We start from the raw sequence: 20,421 nt of genomic DNA on the forward strand, positions 1-20,421 counted from the left end.
TTCTGTAATTTAAGTTTACAATTTCAGATCAACAACTTCAAAAAAGATGATAAAAATATTCTATAAATGTTGCATACAGTCTGTTTTGTAACAGTTAATTGATATTTGTTGTCAAAATGATTCTTTTAGTTAGAAACTAGGAATACAACAAAGCAATTATTTTTATGAACGCTATTTCTAACCTTGAATTCAAACGGTCAACTTGGCAAACCGCCATGATGTTAACTCTGGGCTTTTGGCTAAGTTCCACCTTGGTTTTAGATTGGGTAATTATGCCTACTCTTTACGTTTCTGGCATGATGAATGAAGCGAATTTTACTACAGCTGGATATGCGATTTTTTGGAATTTTAATCGTTTAGAATTACTATCTGCGGCTGTAGTCTTGACGGCTGTTTTAGCTATGGGCAAAGCTAAATCTAATTGGAGTTTAGGTTGTATATTTTTATCTAGTCTACTGCTAACAATAGCTTTGCTGGATACTTATTTCTTGACACCACAAATGTGTGCTGTGGGAAGTGATTTAAGCCTATTTGCAACTGCTGGTTTAGTTCCTGACACCATGAATTTACTACATGGTAGTTATTTTTTCCTAGAAGTCTTGAAGTTGGTAGCAGGTGGTATGCTTTTAAATCGCTGCTGGCGGGAAGTTTGAATAAACAGAGAATAATTAGAAGGCAAGAGGCAAAGGGGAAAAGGCAAGAGAAGAAATTTCTCTCCATCTTCCTAGTACAGTGCGGCGTAAATAAATAAACCATTCCAAATCTTTGCAAGACTTGTGCTGTATTGGTTTTGACTTTTGACTTTTGACTTTTGACTTCCGCGAAGCGGTACTAATACCCCTTGTACCTAACTATCAAATTTCGTTATTCTGATTCAGCTTCGCTACTTGGTAAAAGCAGACGAATAGCGAGGATAGCAAATCCTACAGCAGCGATCGCCTTTAAAATTCGTGTAGGAAACAATTCTGAGACTGCTCCCCCTGCTAATGCACCTAACAAACTCGTTAACAACAACGCTCCTGCTGTGCCAAAAAATACCGCCTTTTGAGATTGACCCTTACCAGAAAGAGCGATCGCTGCTAACTGACTTTTATCCCCTAATTCTGAAAGAAAAACTGTAATAAAGCTGATTCCTAAAAGATTCCAGTCCATGTTGTTTAATCCAACGATTAATGACTACTAACCAACAAACACATCCCAAAACAGCATTACAGAAATTAGCAGCAACATTACCCCTGCGGATTTTTCTACAGTTTTAGGACTCAGTTTACTCGCTATAAAACCACCAAGCAGCACACCTAATAAACTGGTAGTGACTAATGCCGTTCCCGAACCCAGGAAAACTACCCAAGGTGCATGAGATTCCGCACTCATTAACAACGTAGATAGTTGGGTTTTATCGCCAATTTCCGCCAGAAAGATAGTAACAAAGGTAGTCCCAAACACCATCAAGGCTGATTCCCGTTTTTTGTGGTGAGGATGATCAGTATTTTCCTTTACTGGTAACTGGCTTGCAGTTTCAGGAATGCTTACAGGTAGAGAGTCAAGTTTCACAGGTGTTAGTCCTGCCACTAAGTTGTTTTCATATTTTTCTCATTTTCTCAGATTGTTGTAACAAATTGCAACTAGAAAGCAAAAAAAGTTAAAATTAAAAACCGACAGCCTGATCAAAGCGGATAATTTCCAAACTGCGATCACTTTGCTTATACTCGTCAAAATATAATACTAAGCAAAAACATTGTTTAATTTTTACATACAGAATGCTAATAAGGATGTGCGTTTAATTAATGATATAATAAGTAATCTGAAACAAAATTTCTTATCATAACTTTACTTTGAGTGCTAAAATAGCCGATGTAGAGCGAATTGAAAATATTCATGCAAGAAGTTTTTTTCGATTCTCTATATAATTATTTGTTAAAAAAAGTAAGAAATATGAAAATACAGAGTTTTAAATTTAGTAACAATAAAGAAAATTGGCACATTGAGGAAGTTAAATTTGAGGATCTAAATTTACTTGTCGGTGGTTCTGGAGTTGGAAAAACACGAATTTTAAAGGCACTTGATCTAATTTGTGATGTTGCAAAAGGTATAAATCGTAATTTAGATGATTTGGGATGGAGTATTAATTTTTCTCATTTAGGAGAAAATTATAGGTGGGAGTTAAGAAGTTCCTCAATCAAAAACGAAGAAATACTTCTAAATGTAAATGAGTCAGAACAGACCGAAATTGTTTATGAAAAATTAGTTCGATATGATGATGATTCTGAACTGGAGATACTTCTCCGCAATGAGTCAGATTCAAAATTCAATAAAGAGAAATTGCCTAAGTTAAAAAAAACTGAAAGTGCAATTACTCTTCTTTCAGAAGAAGATTTGATTATTCCAGTGGGTGAAGCATTTAATAGATTTATATTCAACTTTGAAATTCCTCAAGAATTAATGTTTAATAATCGTAACCATGATCCTAATAGAATAGAGTTGTCCCATGAAATAAGTATTTCCAACTTTCAAGAGTATTTTGCTGGTACTCCACCAGTTATAAAGGCTTTTTGTTTGCAGAAATTTTTTCCTGATATTTTTAATGAAATTAAAGAGCGTTACATTGATGTTTTTCCGGAAGTGAAAGATGTGAGAGTTAGTAGCGAGAGAGACTCAGATGGTGATTTTCTGTTATTCTTTGAAATTCAAGAGAATGGTTTGGAAGAATGGATTCCTCAACAGCGAATTTCATCGGGGATGTTTCGTACTTTAATTTGTCTATTTGAAATAACTAATGCTCCTGAAGAGTCAGTAATTTTAATTGATGAATTTGAGAACAGTCTAGGAATTAACTGTATGGCTGAACTAACAGATTTTATTCTTGATAAATCCCCAAATATACAGTTTATACTTACTAGTCATCATCCATATATTATCAATAACATTCCTTGGAAAACTTGGCAAATAGTTAGTAAATATGGAAATGAAGTCAGAGTTAGAAAAGCTTCTAACATTCCAGCACTTGATACAGCTTCTAGCTTAGATAAATTTACTCAATTAATGAATTTACTTGAGTGGGAGGAAATTTCTGAGTGAATCTTTTCTTTTTAGTTGAGGGTGGAGAGACTGAACCACGGGTAGATAGGGCATGCTTAAAACATCGATTCCCCAGTTTGACTTTTGTGCTTACTCCTGAAGAGATGACAATCAATACTTATCGAATTATTGCAGGTAATGGCTATCCGAATATGGTTAGTAGACAGAATAAAAATTCAGAAGTTTCTCGACTGGAAGCCTGTCTAATTGATATAGAAAAATTCGGTAATGTCAATCATTTCTTTATATGTATTGATTCTGAAGAAAATTCTTATATTGATCGTTTTAATGAAGTTAAATCTAAACTTGATGTTCTAAAGTCAGGCTACAATATAGATAGCTCAAAAACAGAGATTCATATAATAATTCAGCATTGCTGTATTGAAACATGGGCATTGGGTAATGCAGAAATTCCTAATGAATATAGTTCAATTGGAAGTTCTACAGTTTTATCTGATTTTCAGGCATATTACGATATTGTGGTAAATGATCCTGAAGAAATGTCCTCCTTTCCACCTGGACATATTTTTAGGACAAAAGCGAAATTTCATGAACGTTATCTCAAAGAATATCTCAAACAATTTGGTTTGTCTTACAGTAAGAAGAATCCAAAGGTTGTAGAGGATAAAAAGTATCTAGATGCGTTAAAAAAGCGATGTGAATCAATGAATCATTTATCTAGCTTGAAATTATTGTTAGATATATGGGATATCATAGAAACTCTGTAAGCAGTAACAAAATTTAGGTACATGAAGGTGAATCTCTCATTAATTACTGCGCTCAAAAACACAATGAGAGAATACCTATATGAATTAAATCAAAAACCGACAGCTTGATCAAACCGGATCATTTCCAAACTGCGATCGCCATAAACACAGTCTATTTGCTGACGACAGCAGTCTATGGCAAAATCGTTTAGTTCCTCTGGTTCGATCCCATACATATCCTGAAAAGTCTCTGCTTCCACCCGACAGAAACGCGGACGATCAGCATAAATCGTACATTCTCGCGTTTCATGGTCAAAATTCACACACCATCCGTCTTCACCTACCATACTTAGGTAAAGTCCCATTTCCTCTGGTGAAAGATACTCTTCTAAGTCAGGACGATCAGCAGGATCCAGATGACAGCACGCTCCACATTGCTTTACACATTGCCAAGTAGACATAATATACCTCTAGGAATAGGTGACAGGGAACAAGGAACAGGGAACAGGAAACAGGCAAAAGGTAATTTATTATTCTCCTCTCTTCCCTGTTTACATTTTTATGTATTTTCCTATAATTTTGTTAAGTAACTTAAAACTCCTTGCCCCTATCCAGATATGATCTATTGCGGGCTTTGCACTTGAGTTATTTAATTTTTTAAAACCTTTTGGAGGAAAAATGGAAGCTTTAGCCAATATTAATTGGGAAGTTGTGTTTCAATTAACCTGTGTAGCATTGATTGTACTTGCAGGACCAGCAGTAATATTTGTCCTCGCATTTCGCAACGGCAACCTGTAAATTGGGAAGTGAGTAATGGGTAATGGGTAATGGGTAACAGTTTTGACCAATTATCAATTACCAATTACCCATACGTGACAGTTTTTAATCTTTCTTCCTCTTGTTCCTTGACTCCATCTTTGTCTAGATTTCTCTGTTTAAACTCATCCAATAATTTAAAAAAATATTCAAATCCTGCTGTTTCATCTTGACAATAAAGCATAATTATTTGGTTCTTCCGTACCTGTTATGCCAAATATGAGTTTATTTACCCCATAACCCATATAAATAAAGGGTTTCATTGTTTTTGATGCCAAATTTATATCAAATTCACCGATGAATTAACGTAAAATCCTTACGGTATAAGGATTTTAGGTTTTGACAAAATTATTTAGCATAGTAAGTACCGAAGAACCTATTTTATTGCCACTAATAAAGCCTGAATCGCAGCTTGAATAATGCCATCATATTGAGGTAAAGACAAATCAACCTGTTTAGCATCTTCACGACTTATACCTAACAGACCTGCTTTATTCTCTGGCTGCATGACTAAAACTTTACCTTCACGATTTTTAATTCTTAATTCTGAACCTACACCATTGTGATAAATGCCACAGGTATATTCACGCTCTTTGTATTCAAATTTGGTAAGTTTAGGAATAGTTGGAGTAATAAATAATCTTTCTACCTGTTGAGGAAATCTCACACCAATTAACTCCAGTTCAATGGAAGTATTACCATTAAAGTTATTTTCCCGGAGTTTGTAAGCAATATCAATTCGTGATGGTAAGGGGAAATAATCACGCCAACGCCAAGCTATAGCTTTAATTTCATATCTTTTATTATCTATGGTTTGGGCTAAAGTTAATTTAATGTGACCTTTACCAGCTATTTTCTGTTCAATCACTTGTGCATTAGCTGTCCAAAATACTGGATCAGGGTTGTCGATACCGCAAGGATGGAGAACATTTAATTGTTGATATAACTCTTGATTGATTTGATTAAGATTTGCTTGAGCATCTATTTTTAGCAGAGGTTTAAGGTGCTGAGGTTGTAAACACTGATTTGCAAACTCCGATAAACGCGATCGCAAAGCCAGTAAATTATCTGCTGGTAAAGAAAAACCTCCAGCGGCTTTATGTCCACCGTATTTACCGAGTAAGTCATGAGCAGATTCTAAAGCTTCAAAAACATGAAACTCAGGTATTCCCCTCGCAGAACCGCGAATCAAACTTTCATTTTCATAAGTGCCAATAAAAACAGGCACACCGTAACGTTCCACCAAGCGAGAAGCAACAATACCAATTACACCATGATGCCAATTTTCTTTAACAACAACTAATACCCTGTCTTGGTATAAATATTTGACATATAAATCTTCAACCAGTGCGATCGCTTCCTGTTCAATTTGTTCGCACATTTGCTGACGTTCAGTGTTAGTTTGTTCACATTGCATCGCTCTTTCCAGAGCAATTCCCATATCATCAGTAGTCAGCAATTCTATCACCGTTTGCGGGTTGCCAATTCTGCCAATGGCATTAATTCTTGGGCCTAAACGAAAACCAATATCTTCCGGTTTTAACGATTTTGGATTTTGGATTTTGGATTTTGGATTACTTTCAGTTTCCCCTTCACTTGGTTGGACTCCTGAAACTTGAATTAAAGCTTGGACTCCTGGTAAAGTAGATTTAGGTAATAACTTTAAACCACGTTTTACCCAACGACGATTTACACCAGTTAAAGAAGCTAAATCAGCGATAGTTCCTAATGTAAATAAAGCCAACATTGGCTGAACTAAACCTTTAAGTTCGCCTAATTGTTGAGCTAAAGATACTGCTAAAATATAAGCTACTCCCACACCAGCTACACCCCGATAAGGTGAAGATTCAGCTATTAACTTCGGGTTGAGAATTGCATTAGCTGGTGGTAATTTTTGAGGAATATCATGATGGTCAGTGATAATTACTTTTAAACCGAGTTCTCTAGCTCTAGCGATAGGTTCAAAAGCAGAAATACCATTATCTACAGTCAGAATTAAACCTACACCTTCACTTTTGAATTCCTCGACAATGCGGTTATTAATTCCATAACCTTCGTGCATCCGACTGGGGATAGCGTAATCCACATCCGCACCCAAAGCGCGGAGACTGCGTAATAATAAAGCAGTGCTAGTCATCCCATCTGCATCATAATCACCACAAATAGCAATTTTTTCTTGATGAGCGATCGCATTTTCTAATAATTCTACACTGACCGCTAAATCTGGAAAATCTTCTAAAGGAGAAGGTAAATTTAAAGTTTCAGGATTTATAAATTTTTGTGCTGCTTCTGGTGTTTCCAGACCCCGATTAATCAACAATCGGCCGATAATGGGCGAAAAATTTGTTAAATTTGCTAGTTTTTGAGCTAATTCAGTATTTGCTGGGGCAATCTGCCAGCGTTGATTAGGTAAGCGTTTAATAGGTTGGTCATTGGTCATTGGTCTTTGATAATGAGTAATTAGTTATAAATTCTTCTCACCTGTCACCTGTCACCTGTCACCTGTCACCTGTCACCTGTCACCTGTCACCTGTCACCTGTCACCTGTCACCTACTATAAAATAAAAACACATCAACAAGAGGTAGTGTTTATGGCAACCCAAATCAGTGAAAAAAAATCTCCCACTGAACTGGTAATTACTTGGGAAGCCTTACCCGATGATTTTCAGTTAGAGGATGAACCAGTGGAAAATACCGGACAGCCGATTTTGGCTGGTGCATTGCGAGAAAGTTTAGAAATTGCGGGTTTCATTCAACCGCAGATGTTAATAGCTTCTAAGTTCGGTTTATGTGCCACATTAGACGGTCAATTTATCGCTAAAGCACCCGATTGGCTGTTTGTTCCTTCAGTAAAAGATATTTTACCAGAACGTAAAAGTTACACACCCAATTTAGAAGGGGATGTTCCGGCTATAGTGATAGAATTTTTATCTGATACGGAAGGTGGAGAATATTCCGTTAAGCGCACATATCCACCAGGAAAATGGTTTTTTTACGAGCAAATTTTGCAAGTCCCCATTTATGTAATTTTTGATCCAGATGGCGGTTTATTAGAATTTTATCAATTAGAAAATGGGCATTATTCTTTAAAACAACCAGACGAAAATGGTCTACATTGGATTGATGCAATGGGATTATTTTTGGGAACTTGGAGAGGAGAAAAAGAAACCAGAAGCGGGTATTGGTTGAGGTGGTGGGATGAAGCAGGTAATTTGTTACCTTGGTCTGTAGAATTGATTTCACAGGAACGTCAACGGGCTGAACAAGAAAGACAGGAGAAAGAAAGGCTAATAGCTTATTTAAAATCTCAGGGTATAGATCCTGATAATTTACCCACAGCAAAGCCTTAAATAAAAGATTCAGATCCCCGATTTCTTCAACAAATTGGGGATTTTTGTATTGAGAATAATTGTTCTACGATTCACTAAACCCTACACCAACCGCATCCACTACTACCTTATCGCAAGACTTTCCACCACTGGGAATTAACACATCTGCTAATTTTTGTCCAGGAAGAGGACGCTTAATTTTAATGCGAATTTCAGTTGCTAGGTTATTTTCACTGCTACATTTGAGATTTAAACTGGCAGCAGTTCCCTGTCCAAAGGTTCTTTCAAATGCTGTTTTTACCTCAGATAAAGTAATTGTTTCACCGATATTTTGAGCAAATAAATCTCTCACATCAGAAGCATTAACTTCTTTGAGTAGGTCAACAGCAATATCATAATAAGCATCTGCATCTCGTCCGTCACAAGTTCCATGTTTAACCCATTCGTGACGTTCCAGATTAGATACTACTCCGGGCATAACTTCCGCTAATTCACTGCCTGTTTCTACATCAACCGCTACTACAGGTAAAGCTTTCCAATTTCCTGTTTCATCGCTTTTGATATCTTCGCTAGGAACACCGCAATAAGAAAGTTTATCAGGCCATAACCCGTGCAAGGTAAAGTTACTAGCATCATATCTATTTTCTGTTTGTGCAGTACATTCTGCTTTGTTGGGGTGAGTTTCACAGAAAGCAGACTGCCAAGACAGTGATAGTAAGTATTTTTCAGCACAACCTTTAGCTGGACAACTGTCAGCATAGGTGGGTTGTTGACTAAGAAGTAAGAAAGATAGCAAAAATGCTATGATAAATCTCATAAAGATGAGTGTGTGCGAAATTACATCGTGGAATGTATCATGACTGTATATTTTGTCTAAGTTTTTTTAGTGAAATTTTTATAATTGAGAATCAGATCCCTGATTTCTCAGATAAATCGAGGATCTGGTCATTCCTGACCTATTTTGCTTAAAAAACATTAACTTTACCATCATTAAGTATATAAAGAGAGCGATCGCCTGGAAACTTATTACTAGGACGCAGTTCTAAGCGCAGAGTACCAAAATTCGGTTTAGAAACATTGGCTTGCAAAGACCTACCCGTATCATCCCAAAACAAGAGAGAAAAATTTGGTTCTGTGGCACTTTCCTTATCTACACTATATTCCTGTCCTGGATTGAGAGTAATTCTTCGCATTTCTGGTAATTGCTCTAATTTCAATACTCTAGGTGTCCGATTCACCACTTTTACACGGATATATTGACCAGGTGTAAACTGAAGTGGACGCGGACCACAATGAGAAGCACAAGTTCCAGCTAAGGTGACATGAGAATTATTAGTTGGTGTTAATAATAAAGCTGTAGCAATCAAAGTGGCTGGTATTAACTTAGACATCATACACTCCTGATATCGTGTTCTGTTAAAGACTCATTATTAGGGAAGGAGAGGAGCATGGGAGCGTGGGAGCATGGGAGCATGGGAGCTTGAGAGCTTGGGAGAAAATTCTTGACTTATTCCCTGTTCCCTGTTCCCTATTCCCTATTCCTACTGACCTAACGTTACAAATAATATCTGACAGTTGTTATAACTCGACTTTTCTTAGCTCGTAAAGCATTCTTTAAAAATAAAGTCGTTTGGTTGTGTAGAATACCATCCCACCAATTGCGTGTGACAAAGGCAGGAATAATGATAGTTGTGAAAACATCTGGATAACGCTCTTCAAATTGACTAACAAAATTAACAATGGGTTCAATTACAGAACGATAAGGAGAGTCAATAATGTGTAAAGAAATATCTGACTCTAAATTGCGCCATTTTTCTTGTAATTTGGTTCTATCTGTCCCACCCATATCTACGTGAACAGCGACAATTTCATCAGCTATTGTACGTGCATAGTCTAAAGCTTCTACTGTTCCTCGGTTCAGTTGTCCGACTACAACGATAGCAGGATGGGTGACAACTTCCGGTTGTGGTCTAGGGATATAACTACGGGGAGCTATATCTTGAATACTGAGACGTTGAGCTACATATTGATAGTGGCGATGAATAGCGGCAAAAAGACTCACTACCAAAGGAATTGCTACTACCACTAACCAAGCACCCAAAAGGAACTTAGTAGAAATAATCACTAATAAAACTATAAAAGTTGCGATCGCACCCAAACCATTCATCAGCGCACTTGCACGCCAACTGCCAGTATGTTCTTTAAACCAATGGCGTACCATCCCCGCTTGGGAGAGAGTAAAGGAAGTAAACACACCCACTGCATAAAGAGGGATAACGGCGTTAACCTGTCCTTTAAATATAATTACTAAAATCCCAGCGCAGACGCTAAGAAGGACAATACCATTAGAATAGACCAAGCGATCGCCCAATAATGCCAACTGGCGTGGTAAAAATCCATCTCGTGCCAAAAAATAACACAGCCTGGGGAAATCTGCATAGCTGGTATTAGCTGCTAACAGCAAAACTAACAAAGTTACAATTTGCACAAAATAGTAAAATAGACCAGTCCCTAAAATTTGTCTTCCCAACAGAGAAACCACCGTTTGTCCCTCTTCAGGAACAATATGATAAATGTTTGCCAGGTAGCTGATACCCACAAACATTAACCCCAAAATCCCCCCCATATACAACAAAGTCAGGCGAGCATTTTGCCATTCTGGAGGTTTAAAAGCTAACACCCCATCAGATATGGCTTCTACTCCCGTCAGTGCAGTACATCCAGCAGAAAAAGCTCGTAAAACAAAAAACAAACTCAATCCTTCAGTCACAGGAAGGGAAGGATATTCTGTAATCACCTGTCCAGTGCTATATTTAAACAACCCGATGCCAATCAGCAGGAAAATACTAGCAATAAAGGCATAAGTAGGAATCATGAATATCTGGCCTGATTCCTTCACACCTCTGAGATTTGCAAACATTAACAAAAAAATGAAAATCAAACACAAAAGCACTGTGTGAGATTGCAGTGCTGGAACTGCTGATGTCAAAGCGGCTGTCCCCGCAGATATACTGACAGTTACAGTCAAAATATAGTCAATCATTAACGAACCGCCAGCCACTAGACCTGGATACAGTCCCAGATTTTCTCTAGCAACAATGTAAGAACCGCCACCTTGAGGATAAGCCCGAATAGTTTGGCGATAGGAAAGTACAACTATTGCCAGAAGTGCGATAATTGCTATAGCGATTGGGAGAGACAAACCTAGCGCCCCACTTCCTGCTGCTACTAAAACCAGTAAAATCTCCTCAGTCGCATAGGCAACGGAAGAGAGAGCATCAGAAGAAAGAACCGCCAAAGCCGCCGCATTACTCAATCTCTCTTCACTATGGGCGCTAGTTGGTAAAGACTTACCAAGGAAAAATTGCTTAAATTGAGGGTATAAGGACATAAAAAGTCCACCTGACAAGTATTTTATATTCCTACTCAGTTGAAGATTAACTCAAAACTGAGTCTATGAAATATAACAATTTTGGCAGATTGTTTAAACACTAAACTTTAAATTCCCATTAATCCCTCTAAGGAATTATCCGCGTTCATCTGCGTTAATCTGCGTTTAATGAGGAATTTTTGTTAATTTTATCAAATATCTAGATAGTTTCAACAACAGACTCTAACCAAATTTCTCCATCATCTGCTAATAAATTTTCAGCTGCTTCTAACATAGAAGTAGCAATATCTTTTAAATCCTCCCGATTATTTAAATAAGTTCTTAAAGCTTCCATCGGGTCAATACTGCTACTAGCGTTTAATTCAGGAATTCGGGGTTTAGCCAACTGACTAACTAATTCTGGTTGAATTGTATATGTATGGGCTGCACTTAAAGCTTGATGAATAGAAGAATTATCAATTAAATCCAATTGTTCTGATCGCAGTTTGTAAATTAGCCGCACTACAGTATCTTGAAGATCATATTTTGCGATCGCTTTCAATAATACCCCTTGTGGATCATCACTCTTAGATAAATCTACTTCAATCGTGCGAAATGTGCGAACAGGTAACGGGCAAAATTCCCACTCGACGTTACCTTTTTCCAATTCCACCATTACATAACCCTTATCTTCCTTTTCCTCGCTGAAATCTACCCGTTCAATACTACCGGGATAAATCACAGGTGGGTCATTAGATTTATTTAAATTTTGGTGACAGTGAACATGACCCAAAGCCACATAATCAAAACAAGGGCGCGTCAGCAAAGACAAAGGTAAAGTAAAACCCTTACCCACCGCTAACAAACGTTCTGCACCCAACATCGCATTATCAGCCATCAAATGTGCCAACAGCACTGTAGGTACATCTGGGTCAAGTCGGCGAATTTCTCCTTCTAAGACCACTTGTAACCGTTCCGTTAACAGTTGATTGACTTCCGCCATCGACAAACCCGCAGTTTCTTTGCGAGTCATCAAAGTAGAACGAGTTAACCAAGGGAGAGTAACTACTTGTACCTTACCGTTCCGGGTTTGAATATGGTGCGTTGTCAGCGTATCACCAACCACAAAACCGGGAACGCCGAGAGTGCGGTAAATATTTAAACTTGCACCGCCCACACCTTGGGAATGTAAATCATGATTACCCACCAACAGCACAGTGGGAATATCTGCATCGACCAGACGGCGAAATTGACTAGCAAAAGCTTCCTGCACATAAGGCGGTGGAGTAGCATCAGGAAAAGCATCACCACCAAATATCACCATATCCACAGGTTCAGTTAACGCTCGGTCAATACATAAAGATAGGGTATTGACAAAATCCTCTAATCGTGTATTTAACCCAGTGGCGGGGTTAATGCGTCCGTGGGAGAAACCGCTTCCTATATGGATATCGGAAAGATGTAAGATTTTAATCATATTGGTGAGTTTGATGCTTGTTGAACGAACCACGAAGACACGAAGGACACAGAGAGAAGATGTTTTAATATTTATCTGCGTTTTATCTGCTCTCGAGTCGAGACTTGTAAACTATAATATTTAAAGATTATAGAAAATTATTAAATTTGAATCAGGATACCCTTCGGGAAGTCAAAAGTCAGAATTTTTTTGTCTGAATCAGGATAACCAGGATTAAAGGATGTACAGGATGGTAATTTTTAGATAGTTGATAATCCCATCATTCAACAACATTCTGAAAATACCAACTTCCCAACAAACAATCATCCAATCACATCCTGTAAATCCTCAAATCCTGGACATCCTGATTCTGACAAATTACAAGACAGTACATCATTTTGATAACTGAAAATTTCTCTCTGGTTCCTCTGTGTTTGGAGTGGTATGCCTTACGGCACGCTACGCGAACGTTAAAAAAACATCAAAAATAACTGAACGCAGATAAACGCGGATATTCAATTTTTGACTTTTGACTTTTGACTTTTGAATTCCCGAAGGGTGTCCTGGACATCCTGATTCTGACAAAATACACAAATTAAGGTGCGTTACGCTGTCGCTAACACACCCTACTCTGACAACTAACTAAATGTGAATCCCACACTCAGTTTTAGCAGTTCCTCTCCAACGTCCAGCGCGTTCGTCTTCACCATCAGCTACTTTGGTGGTAATGGGTTCGTCACCAATGCTAGGATAACCTTGATCATGGAGAGGATTGTAAATTACTCCATGTTCAGCTACATAAGCCCAACTGTCTTTGCGTGTCCAAGCTGCAAGGGGATTTACTTTTAATCTTCCCAGATTATCTAATTCAAATATGGGCATATCTGCACGGGTAACAGCTTGGTCACGACGACGACCAGTAATCCAAGCCACGGTATTTAATTCCTTTAACCCGCGTAACAGTGGTTCAATTTTGGTAATGTGGTGGAACTGAGTAATATCTTTATCCCACAATGCTTCACCATATTTAGCAGCAAAGGCTTCGCGGGTTTCTATATCTGGGGTTTTGTAAGTTTTTAAATCTAGATTATAGATTTGTTTAGCTTTAGCAACTAATTCTAGAGTTTGGGGGAAGTGATATAGAGTGTCGAGAAAGATTACAGGAACTGGATGCTTGAGTTCAGTATAGAGAATGTGAGTAATAATCAAGTCATCAACGTTAAAGGCGCTAGTTTGTACCAGTCCTGTGGGTATGTTCTCGATAGACCAAGCTAAAATTTCTTTGGGAGTAGCGGTTTCAAACTGTCGATTTAAGCGGTCTAAGTCAAAAGCTGTAGCAACTGTCATGATGATTCTCTAGAAAAACATTTTTACCTTGATTAAGTTTTATAGTACCTTATTAATGCACCTATTCCTCTCGATAATAGGGTAATTATATTGCTTTTACGGAAATCAATACTAAATAGGTGGAAATGTTGAAGAGTCAATTTGGTTGATGTGAAGGTTTTTCTTTCCTACTTCACCCCTCAACAGTGGTACGGGTATCACTACAAGGGAACAGGGAACAAGCAAGGAATACAGAACTTTCTGTGTTACCAAAAAATGTGCAATTAATTTTGCTCAGGTGCTTAATAGGGAAGATAAACACAGTTAGTATCTCTAATGCGCTGGACATGATATTAGGCAGTTAGATGATTCTTGATTCAGTTACTAGCCCTGAGCATAAATATTAGATTATGTTAACTTATTTTAAGCAATTTTAATTTTTACTAGTTTTTCCTGATGTTTTATATATTTTTTTATACAAATCCTGTTATTCTTAACCTAAGTTTAACAAACAAGGATTTGATCAGAAATGAATAATACACAATTACCGAATAGCTTGGGTCAATCTATAGTTATGGGTGTTTTAATCGTTTTGACCTGTGCAGGTATCATCACGATTATGAGCGTTTTTTAATAAAAAAATAGTTTAAGTAAGTGGGCGTTAAAAATTTTCGTTATGACAAGGGAAGTCTTAACAGGGAACGGGGGAACAGAGAAGAGGTTCGTTACATATTTCGGTTTTTTTTCCGTTCACCTGCTTAAAAGAATGCGTGTAGGAAACAGAATGAATATCTGAACCTACACTTTTTTATTAAAAATGAGCAGAGGTGCAAAGGAGAATGAATTTTTACCTTTTACCTTCTTCCACTGAAAACTGATAGCTGACAAATATTAGCTGTTAACTGAAACTCCCACAGGACAAGCGACGTTAGTACCACCTAAGCCACAATATCCACCAGGATTTTTAGCTAAATATTGTTGATGGTAGTCTTCAGCGTAGTAGAATTCAGGCGCATCTAAAATTTCTGTGGTAATTTTGCCATAACCTGCGTTACTAAGGGCTGGCTGATAAGCGTCCCGTGATGCTTCTGCTTGTTGTTTTTGAGTTTGGGAATAAACGTAAATTCCTGAACGGTATTGTGTACCTGTGTCATTACCTTGACGCATCCCTTGGGTGGGGTCATGACTTTCCCAGAAAACCTTTAGCAGTTGGGAATAACTAATGACTTTGGGGTCAAAAACCACGAACACTACTTCATTATGACCAGTTAAACCAGTGCATACTTCTCTGTAGGTGGGGTTGGGTGTGTAACCAGCAGCATAACCAACCGCAGTGGTGTAAACTCCTTGTTGTTGCCAGAATTTACGTTCTGCGCCCCAAAAACAGCCTAAACCAAACATTGCAGTTTCCATCCCTTCAGGAAATGGCGGTTTGAGAGGATTACCATTAACGTAATGTGCTGCGGGGACTGGCATTTTTTCTGTGCGTCCTGGTAAGGCTTGTTCAGGGGAAATCATAGCCAGTTTTTTACCGAATCCGAATATTCCCATTGATTTTGATGAATGTTATGAATGATTGCGTTGCTTTTCTATTTTAGAACTTATACGCAGCAGTCAGCGGTTAGTAGCCTACAGAGTATGGGAAAGAGAAAAAAGGTGATTTTAGGCAGATTAGGTCAAAAATCGGAATTAAAACCAGTAAATATGTATATTATGTAATAGATAACTCTTGCTGACGCGATTATGCCGCCTGACTATTCTGGTCAAAATCTCCGAGGGCGCTCTTTTAAAGGTCAAAACCTAGAAGGAGCTAATTTTAGCAAAGCTGACATTAGAGGAGCAGATTTTACTAATGCTAACCTTAAAGGTGCTGATTTTACTCGTGCTAAGGCTGGACTACAGCGACATTGGGTAATTGGTTTACTGATAGCCTCATGGCTACTGTCAACAATATCAGGTTTTTTCTCACTTTTGATAGGTTTAGGGTTAACATTCATTCTTGATCCCAGCAATACTCAAAATTTCATTGCAGCAATAGCTTCTCTAATCTTTCTTATAATCTTTTGTATTCTTACTTTTCGTGAGGGTTTAACAGCAGGTTTAGGCTCTGGAGCTTTGTCTGGACTCGGATCTGTTGGCGGAACAGTCGTTATCGCCATAGCAGTAGCTGGAGTCGGAGTCTTCGGTGTTGCTTTTGTCGTCGCAGCCGCAACTGCCATCGCCGTTGCTTACGCCCGATCGGTTGCTGGATCTGTCGCCTTTGCCATAGCCGTTGCTGTTACAATTGCCTTACCAGGAGCAGTTACCGTTGCCTTACTAGGGTATGTACCCAAAGCCTTTGCTGTATCCGTAGTTTTCACATTATTTAGTGCTTATATTGGCTGGCGTAGTTTAGAAGAAAACGAAAAAGATGCTTGGGTTCGCTCATTTGCAATTACCTTTGCAAAAACAGGTGGTACAAATTTCTTTCATGCTGATTTAACTGATGCTGACTTTACTGGTGCGATCCTCAAAAACACAAATTTCCAACAAGCAAATCTCACACGCACGCGCTTTTATGAAACCAAAAAACTTTACCTTGCCAGACTTGGCGATTCAATTTTGGCTAAACGAAATATTCTCAATTTACTTGTTAGCTGTAACGGTAGGAATCAATCCTACGTTGGTGCTAACCTCAGAGGTGCTAACCTGATAGATGCAGATTTGGAAAAAGCTAATTTAAAAGATGCTGATATTAGTGAAGCTACTTTTCAAGGTGCTATTTTAGAAGGTGCAAATTTGACTCTTGCTCAAGCTGTGGGTACTAATTTCACCAATGCTAAGATGACAGGTGCTTGTGTGGAAGCTTGGAATATTGAAAGTACCACCAAGTTAGATAATGTAGATTGTCGCGTTGTATATCTTCTAGAATATCCCAAACCAGGAACATATGATGACCGTGAACGCCGTCCTAGCAGTGGGGAATTTCAGCCAGGAGAATTTACGAAATTATTTGAGGAGGTTTTAAATACAGTGGATTTAATTTTCCAAAACGGTATTGACTGGAAAGCTTTTGTTAATGCTTTCAAAAAAGTGCAAGTTGAAAATGGAGATACAGAATTAGCTATCCAGAGTATCGAAAATAAAGGTGATGGTGTAGTTGTCATTAAAGTTGCTGTTCCTGATAATGCTGATAAAGAAAAGATTCACAGCGATTTTACTCAAAATTATCAATTAGCATTAGCAGCAGTTGAAGAAAAATATAAAACACTTTTACAAGCAAAGGATGAACTTTTAGAAGAAAAAAATAAGCGAATTGAGGATAATAAACAACAATACTCAACTTTGAGAAATATAACTGAGTTATTAGCAGATAAACAGATTAGTGTTGAAAACAAAATCATACAGGAAATTAAGCAGATGAATAACAGTAATGATTCCAGTCGTAAAATTACATTTGGTAATGTCGGTAGAGATTTTATACCCAGTGGACAAGCTTTAAGTTTAGGCGACATTAGTGGTACACTCACAACCACTATTAATGAATTACCATCTGCACCCGAACCAGATAAACCGGGAATTAAGGAATTATTGACACAACTGCAAACAGCTATTGAGGCTGATGAAAATTTAAGTAAAGAAGATAAAGATGATGCTTTAGAAGAAGTCAATACTTTAGCAAAATTGGCTCAAAATCCTCAAGATGAAGAAATGCCGAAAAAGGCAAATAAGGCAGTGAGGATGTTAAACCGAGTTTTCCAAAACATACCAACTGCGGTAAGTTTACTTGACCTTGTAACCAAAATTTCTGGATTTTTGGGTTTAGGTTAAAAATGTCGATATGATGGGAGGTAGAACCTCCTAGAAAGCATTCCCAGTCAGAGACTGGGAACGAGGTTTTTCCCCTTTTTAAGGGGGGTTAGGGGGCAATACTGTTCGGTTAAGGATTTTTGTAGGTTGGGTTGAATAAAGTGAAACCCAATAAACCCTTGTCAATGTTGGGTTTCGTTCCTCAACCCAACCTACGTGATTTCGTGGTTTTGAGCTTAACCGAAAAGTATTGGGTTAGGGGGGATCAAAATATAATTTTATAGTCACGAGGTATGAATCATGACTTCTGTAACTTTACAAATACCAAAATCATTAAAATTCACAGATGATGAATTTGTGGAAATAGTTGATGCTAATAAAGATTTGCGTTTGGAATTATCAGATGAAGGGGAATTAATTGTTATGTCACCAACGGGGGGAGAAACGGGGGAGAGAAACTTAGAATTAAGTGGACAAGTTTGGTTTTGGAATCGCAAAAACAATTTAGGAAAGGCTTTTGATTCTTCCACCGGGTTTAAATTACCTCTTGGTGGTACTCGTTCCCCTGATGTGTCTTGGATAAAAATAGAAAGATGGAATGCACTCACACCGGAACAAAGAAAAAAGTTTCTGCCTTTATGTCCTGATTTTGTAATTGAGTTAGTTTCCGAAAGTGATGATTTAGAAGATACGCAAGCAAAAATGCGTGAGTATATTAATAATGGTTTGCGTTTAGGTTGGTTGATTAATCCTAAAGATAAACAAGTAGAAATTTATCGCCAAAATCAAGAAGTAGAGGTTTTACAATCTCCTACAAGTTTATCTGGAGAGGATGTATTGCCAGGTTTTATTTTAGATTTACAGCCGATTTTTAGTTAAATATATAAATGTTTAGATCCCCCCCTGCCCCCCTTAGAAAAGGGGGAGAAATTATTCAAATTATTCAAAGTCCTCCTTAGAAAGGGGGAGAAATTATTAAAAGTCCCCCTTTTTAAGGGGGATTTAGGGGGATCTATTGTACAAATTAATAACTACTTGCGAACTCTCTTTCTAGCTTTAGTAATGCTTCCACACGCATTTCAGTTGCAGGATGACTGGAGAATAAATTACCTAAAAATTGTCCAGAAATGGGATGAATAATTAATAATGGTTCAAAAGCTGGATTAGCATTTAAAGGCATTTGTCTAGCAGTAGATTCTAACCGTTGCAAAGCCCTAGCTAAAGCGCGGGGATTACCTGTTAATTTGGCTGCACCAGCATCAGCAGAAAATTCTCTAGTGCGGGAAATTGCTAACTGAATAATTGTTGCGGCTATGGGTGCAAGCATAACTGTCACCAGCACTCCCAAAGGATTACCACCTCTTTCATTATCTCTTGAACCGCCACCAAACCACATACTATAACTTAACATTTGTGCGAGGAAAGAAATCGCACCTGCGACAGTAGCAGCAACGGCTTGGGTTAAGGTATCACGATTAATAATATGGGTGAGTTCGTGAGCGATTACCCCTTCCAATTCGTCCTCTGGTAAGATATTTAAAATGCCTTCAGTAACGGCAACAGCAGCGTGTTCTGGATCTCTTCCTGTGGCGAAAGCATTAGCAGTTTGTCCAGGAACAATGTAAACTCCAGGCATGGGAATACTAGCACGGGCAGACAGTTTTTCTACAATGCGATAAAGTCCCGGTGCTTGGGCTTCGCTTACAGGTTGGGCGTTATAAACTGCCAAGGCAATTTTATCAGATTGATACCAAGAAAATAAGTTTGTAACTGCTGCTAAAACTATGCCTATAATTAAACCTCCAGTACCACCAATTACCCAATAACTAATTGCAATTAATAAGCCACTCAGTGCTGCTAATAAAGCAGCAGTTTTGAATTGATTTCCCATATTTATATCTCCTGTTAATGCTGCATAATTTTGTTTGATTTTTACTAAATAACAGCATTAGTTTAGCTATGTTTTTATTGTATAGACTTCAACTTTCAGGTACAGTGATGAAAACCTATTATCATGGTACGGTTTTCCGATTAAATTGCCAAAATACAATCAGCTGATGCTGGTTCAATCTCTAATATGCTGCAAGATCCTAACCTGCGCCAAGCATTATCTATTAGTCTAGGTGCGATCGCTGGTGCTTTAAGCCGTTATTATTTAACATTATGGTTTGCCCAAAGATTTGGTATCAGTTTTCCCTATGGAACTTTTTTCATCAATCTCAGTGGTTGTTTAGCAATGGGATTTTTTACTACTTGGGCTGTGGAGAAGGTAGCAATTATTTCTCCCGAATTACGGTTAATGGTTGCAACGGGTTTTTTAGGTGCATATACTACTTTTTCTACTTACGGTTTAGAATCTGTGGCTTTAATGCGTAATGGTAATTTATTGACTGCAACTAGTTATTGGCTTGGTAGCGCCATTCTCGGAGTTATTTGTGTACAGTTAGGTGTAATTATTGCTCGTTTTTTTAAGTAAGTCATTTGCTAAATTCTGATTTTCATGAGAGAAATTACGAGCATACAAGTCATATTTTAAACTATTCTCTGGAG

Annotated in this window: 20 protein-coding genes; 8 read left to right on the top strand and 12 right to left on the bottom strand. The window is 37.8% G+C overall.

Annotated features, from left to right (window positions below):
- Positions 1-164: 164 nt before the first annotated feature.
- The gene (locus tag A0J48_RS17495) at positions 165-653 is read left to right on the top strand and encodes a DUF4149 domain-containing protein (protein WP_200325251.1); all 489 of its coding nucleotides are present in this window, start codon (positions 165-167) and stop codon (positions 651-653) included.
- A gap of 211 nt (positions 654-864) precedes the next feature.
- Here A0J48_RS17495 and A0J48_RS17500 read toward each other — a convergent pair whose 3' ends face one another.
- Both A0J48_RS17500 and A0J48_RS17505 read right to left on the bottom strand, forming a co-directional pair.
- Positions 865-1,152 carry a TMEM165/GDT1 family protein gene (locus tag A0J48_RS17500; protein WP_200325253.1) on the bottom strand — a complete coding sequence of 96 codons (288 nt, stop codon included), beginning with the start codon at positions 1,150-1,152 and terminating at the stop codon, positions 865-867.
- A 27-nt stretch (positions 1,153-1,179) separates the two neighbouring features.
- Positions 1,180-1,554: a TMEM165/GDT1 family protein gene (locus A0J48_RS17505; protein ID WP_200325255.1), complete on the bottom strand. Its 375-nt coding sequence runs from the start codon at positions 1,552-1,554 to the stop codon at positions 1,180-1,182.
- Between the two features lie 324 nt (positions 1,555-1,878).
- Here A0J48_RS17505 and A0J48_RS17510 point away from each other — a divergent pair, with 324 nt between their 5' ends.
- Entirely contained in the window at positions 1,879-3,078 is a 1,200-nt protein-coding gene (locus A0J48_RS17510; protein WP_234300990.1) for an AAA family ATPase, read from the top strand.
- Positions 3,075-3,806, top strand: coding sequence for a hypothetical protein (locus A0J48_RS17515; protein WP_200325257.1), 732 nt, complete (start codon positions 3,075-3,077; stop codon positions 3,804-3,806). Before A0J48_RS17510 ends, A0J48_RS17515 begins: the two co-directional genes overlap by 4 nt.
- A gap of 89 nt (positions 3,807-3,895) precedes the next feature.
- Here A0J48_RS17515 and A0J48_RS17520 read toward each other — a convergent pair whose 3' ends face one another.
- Positions 3,896-4,246, bottom strand: coding sequence for a YkgJ family cysteine cluster protein (locus tag A0J48_RS17520; RefSeq protein ID WP_200325259.1), 351 nt, complete (start codon positions 4,244-4,246; stop codon positions 3,896-3,898).
- A gap of 217 nt (positions 4,247-4,463) precedes the next feature.
- Between A0J48_RS17520 and psb30 the strand changes: the two genes are divergently transcribed.
- Positions 4,464-4,583 carry a photosystem II reaction center protein Ycf12/Psb30 gene (psb30, locus tag A0J48_RS17525; protein WP_190564769.1) on the top strand — a complete coding sequence of 40 codons (120 nt, stop codon included), beginning with the start codon at positions 4,464-4,466 and terminating at the stop codon, positions 4,581-4,583.
- A 64-nt stretch (positions 4,584-4,647) separates the two neighbouring features.
- Here psb30 and A0J48_RS17530 read toward each other — a convergent pair whose 3' ends face one another.
- Together A0J48_RS17530 and recJ are read right to left on the bottom strand one after the other, a co-directional pair.
- Positions 4,648-4,785 carry a hypothetical protein gene (locus A0J48_RS17530; protein WP_200325261.1) on the bottom strand — a complete coding sequence of 46 codons (138 nt, stop codon included), beginning with the start codon at positions 4,783-4,785 and terminating at the stop codon, positions 4,648-4,650.
- A gap of 192 nt (positions 4,786-4,977) precedes the next feature.
- Positions 4,978-7,041: a single-stranded-DNA-specific exonuclease RecJ gene (recJ, locus tag A0J48_RS17535; protein WP_200325263.1), complete on the bottom strand. Its 2,064-nt coding sequence runs from the start codon at positions 7,039-7,041 to the stop codon at positions 4,978-4,980.
- Between the two features lie 151 nt (positions 7,042-7,192).
- On the opposite strand from recJ, the gene A0J48_RS17540 reads away from it, so the two are divergent.
- Complete coding sequence (locus tag A0J48_RS17540; RefSeq protein WP_200325265.1) at positions 7,193-7,951, top strand: Uma2 family endonuclease; 759 nt, start codon at positions 7,193-7,195, stop codon at positions 7,949-7,951.
- 64 nt (positions 7,952-8,015) lie between these two features.
- Here A0J48_RS17540 and A0J48_RS17545 read toward each other — a convergent pair whose 3' ends face one another.
- The 6 genes from A0J48_RS17545 to msrA form a co-directional block, all read right to left on the bottom strand.
- On the bottom strand, positions 8,016-8,747 hold the full coding sequence (locus tag A0J48_RS17545; protein WP_200325267.1) for a ribonuclease T2: 732 nt from the start codon (positions 8,745-8,747) through the stop codon (positions 8,016-8,018).
- Between the two features lie 148 nt (positions 8,748-8,895).
- Positions 8,896-9,321 (bottom strand): hypothetical protein, encoded by a 426-nt coding sequence (locus tag A0J48_RS17550; RefSeq protein ID WP_200325306.1) that lies wholly within the window; start codon positions 9,319-9,321, stop codon positions 8,896-8,898.
- Between the two features lie 164 nt (positions 9,322-9,485).
- On the bottom strand, positions 9,486-11,321 hold the full coding sequence (locus A0J48_RS17555) for an APC family permease (RefSeq protein WP_200325269.1): 1,836 nt from the start codon (positions 11,319-11,321) through the stop codon (positions 9,486-9,488).
- Between the two features lie 199 nt (positions 11,322-11,520).
- Entirely contained in the window at positions 11,521-12,777 is a 1,257-nt protein-coding gene (sbcD, locus tag A0J48_RS17560) for an exonuclease subunit SbcD (protein WP_200325271.1), read from the bottom strand.
- 621 nt (positions 12,778-13,398) lie between these two features.
- The gene (gene cysH / locus A0J48_RS17565; protein WP_200325273.1) at positions 13,399-14,103 is read right to left on the bottom strand and encodes a phosphoadenosine phosphosulfate reductase; all 705 of its coding nucleotides are present in this window, start codon (positions 14,101-14,103) and stop codon (positions 13,399-13,401) included.
- 870 nt (positions 14,104-14,973) lie between these two features.
- Complete coding sequence (msrA, locus tag A0J48_RS17570; protein WP_200325275.1) at positions 14,974-15,633, bottom strand: peptide-methionine (S)-S-oxide reductase MsrA; 660 nt, start codon at positions 15,631-15,633, stop codon at positions 14,974-14,976.
- Between the two features lie 192 nt (positions 15,634-15,825).
- Here msrA and A0J48_RS17575 point away from each other — a divergent pair, with 192 nt between their 5' ends.
- Complete coding sequence (locus A0J48_RS17575) at positions 15,826-17,892, top strand: pentapeptide repeat-containing protein (RefSeq protein WP_200325277.1); 2,067 nt, start codon at positions 15,826-15,828, stop codon at positions 17,890-17,892.
- 279 nt (positions 17,893-18,171) lie between these two features.
- Entirely contained in the window at positions 18,172-18,750 is a 579-nt protein-coding gene (locus A0J48_RS17580) for a Uma2 family endonuclease (protein WP_200325279.1), read from the top strand.
- Between the two features lie 145 nt (positions 18,751-18,895).
- On the opposite strand, the gene A0J48_RS17585 is transcribed toward A0J48_RS17580, so the two are convergent.
- A complete protein-coding gene (locus A0J48_RS17585) occupies positions 18,896-19,762 on the bottom strand; it encodes a zinc metalloprotease HtpX (RefSeq protein WP_200325281.1) in 867 nt (288 codons plus the stop codon).
- A gap of 186 nt (positions 19,763-19,948) precedes the next feature.
- Between A0J48_RS17585 and crcB the strand changes: the two genes are divergently transcribed.
- Entirely contained in the window at positions 19,949-20,347 is a 399-nt protein-coding gene (gene crcB / locus A0J48_RS17590; RefSeq protein WP_200325283.1) for a fluoride efflux transporter CrcB, read from the top strand.
- Positions 20,348-20,421: the final 74 nt, after the last annotated feature.

The organism is Sphaerospermopsis aphanizomenoides BCCUSP55, assembly GCF_001586785.1.
GTDB classification, from domain to species: Bacteria; Cyanobacteriota; Cyanobacteriia; order Cyanobacteriales; family Nostocaceae; genus Sphaerospermopsis_A; species Sphaerospermopsis_A aphanizomenoides_A.